The organism is Streptomyces muensis (assembly GCF_021474425.1).
Classification (GTDB): Bacteria; Actinomycetota; Actinomycetes; order Streptomycetales; family Streptomycetaceae; genus Streptomyces; species Streptomyces muensis.
This window is the reverse complement of record NZ_JAKEIP010000565.1, coordinates 1-1,477: the sequence shown is the minus strand read 5'-3', so window position 1 is coordinate 1,477 and position 1,477 is coordinate 1. Positions and strand designations below refer to the sequence as shown.

Here is a 1,477-nt window from a genome sequence, read left to right as displayed (position 1 = left end):
CCCCGAGGCCGACGACGAGGGGGACATCAAGTGATCCAGCAGCGCGCCAACTTCGACTGGATGCTCAAGGAGCTCCACGACGGCGTACCGGGCATCGAGATGATCGTCGTGCTCTCCGCCGACGGTCTGCGCATCGCCCGCTACGGCGGTGACCCGGACACCGCCGACCGCGTCGCCGCGGCCTGCGCCGGGCTGCAGAGCCTGGCGAGCGCGGTCGCCACGGAGATCCCGAACAGCGACGGCAAGATGAAGATGGTCCTCATCGAGATCAACGGCGGCTACTTCTATCTGATGGCCGCCGGCGCCAACGCGTATCTCGCCGTGCTCTCCGACACGTTCGCCGAGCCCGGCCGGATGAGCAACCGGATGTCCGACCTCGTCGCCCGCATCGGTGCCCATCTCACCAGTCCGCCCAGGCGCAACGGGCAGACCGTATGACTCCTCCGCAACGCCAGCGGCGAGTCCCCAAGGAACAACCGCCCTCACCACCCCCCGGGTCCGGGAAACCCCCCGGGCCCGGGAAGCAGAAGAACCCCGAGCGGCTCTTCGTGGTCGCCGGACCGGACGGTGGCGAGCGCGACGGCGACCTCGACCTCGTCACGTTAATCGTGGCGCGCGCCGACCCCCCGCCCTCCGCCACGCCCGAGCAGACGGCGCTGCTCCGGCTCTGTTCCACCCCCCTGTCCGTGGCCGAGCTGTCGGCCTACCTCAACCTGCCGTTCAGCATGATGACGGTGCTGCTCACCGACATGCTGACGGCCGGACTGGTGACGGCCCGCAACCCGATCGTGCGCCAGTCCGTCGCCGACCGTTCAATCCTCGAAGCGGTGATGCATGGACTTCAAAGGCTCTGACACCGTCCCCGGCCCCCGGACCGAGGACCAGCTGCCGCACACGGCAGAGGCCGCGGTCAAGATCGTGATCGTGGGCGGCTTCGGTGTCGGCAAGACGACCATGGTCGGCTCGGTCAGCGAGATCAGGCCGCTGACCACCGAAGAGACCATGACGCAGGCGGGCATCGGCGTCGACGACAACTTCGGCTCGGACACCAAGACGGCCACCACCGTCGCGATGGACTTCGGGCGCATCAGCATCACCGAGCAGCTCGTGCTGTACCTGTTCGGCACCCCCGGCCAGGAACGCTTCTGGTTCCTGTGGAACGGGCTGTTCGACGGTGCGCTGGGCGCGGTCGTGCTGATCGACACCCGCCGGCTGGAGGTCAGCTTCGACGTCATGGGACGCCTGGAGGAGCGCGGCGTGCCCTTCGTGGTGGCCGTCAACACCTTCCCGGACGCGCCCCGTTACCCCGTCGCCGAACTCCGTACGGCACTCGACCTGCCCGAGGAGATCCCCATCGTCGAGTGCGACGTACGCCGCCGGGCCTCCAGCCGGGACGTCCTGATGACACTCATGCGCTTCCTGCACGCGCTCGCCATGGCCAAGGCCCCCGCCTGAGCCGCACACCACCCCCCTCCCC

The 1,477-nt window shown here is 68.9% G+C and carries 3 protein-coding genes; all 3 read left to right on the top strand.

Going from position 1 to position 1,477, the window contains the following annotated elements; translation table 11 throughout:
* Window positions 1-30 precede the first annotated feature (30 nt).
* Genes L0P92_RS44365 through L0P92_RS44355 form a run of 3 tightly spaced genes read left to right on the top strand, consistent with a single transcriptional unit; the run spans window position 31 to window position 1,455 of the window.
* On the top strand, window positions 31-438 hold the full coding sequence (locus tag L0P92_RS44365) for a roadblock/LC7 domain-containing protein (protein WP_062722698.1): 408 nt from the start codon (window positions 31-33) through the stop codon (window positions 436-438).
* On the top strand, window positions 435-854 hold the full coding sequence (locus L0P92_RS44360) for a DUF742 domain-containing protein (RefSeq protein WP_234768800.1): 420 nt from the start codon (window positions 435-437) through the stop codon (window positions 852-854). The genes L0P92_RS44365 and L0P92_RS44360 overlap by 4 nt, the downstream gene beginning before the upstream one ends.
* Window positions 835-1,455 carry a GTP-binding protein gene (locus L0P92_RS44355; protein ID WP_062722696.1) on the top strand — a complete coding sequence of 207 codons (621 nt, stop codon included), beginning with the start codon at window positions 835-837 and terminating at the stop codon, window positions 1,453-1,455. The genes L0P92_RS44360 and L0P92_RS44355 overlap by 20 nt, the downstream gene beginning before the upstream one ends.
* The last annotated feature ends 22 nt before the right edge of the window (window positions 1,456-1,477 follow it).

Coding starts and splice junctions, on each gene's coding strand:
- L0P92_RS44360 (WP_234768800.1), top strand. CDS start 435: ATGACTCCTCCGCAACGCCAGCGGCGAGTCCCCAAGGAACAACCGCCC.
- L0P92_RS44355 (WP_062722696.1), top strand. CDS start 835: ATGGACTTCAAAGGCTCTGACACCGTCCCCGGCCCCCGGACCGAGGAC.